The 249-nt window shown below is 42.6% G+C and carries 1 protein-coding gene; it reads right to left on the minus strand.

What is annotated here, in order from left to right:
• Window positions 1-235 (minus strand): efflux RND transporter permease subunit (locus AAEY57_RS20680; RefSeq protein WP_350608745.1); only part of this gene is annotated, 235 nt, incomplete at its 3' end.
• Between the last annotated feature and the right edge of the window lie 14 nt (window positions 236-249).

Here is a 249-nt window from a genome sequence, read left to right on the forward strand (position 1 = left end):
GCTTAGGTATGCCCGCCATGGCGGTTTCTACCAAATAGGTAATGCGTTGCTCTACCTCTAATGGCGTAAAACCCTGCGCTTTGGTATTAATTTGCACTTGTACGTTAGTTATATCGGGTACTGCGTCTACTGCTAAATTTTGAATGTTGTATACACCAAATCCAGCAAATAAAAATGTAAGCGCAAGCACCAGCATGCGGCGTTTAACCGAAAAAGAAACTATCCAATTAATCATGGTGCCTCCTAGTG

This window comes from Pseudoalteromonas sp. MER144-MNA-CIBAN-0113, assembly GCF_040308965.1.
In the GTDB taxonomy this organism is placed as follows: domain Bacteria; phylum Pseudomonadota; class Gammaproteobacteria; order Enterobacterales; family Alteromonadaceae; genus Pseudoalteromonas; species Pseudoalteromonas tetraodonis.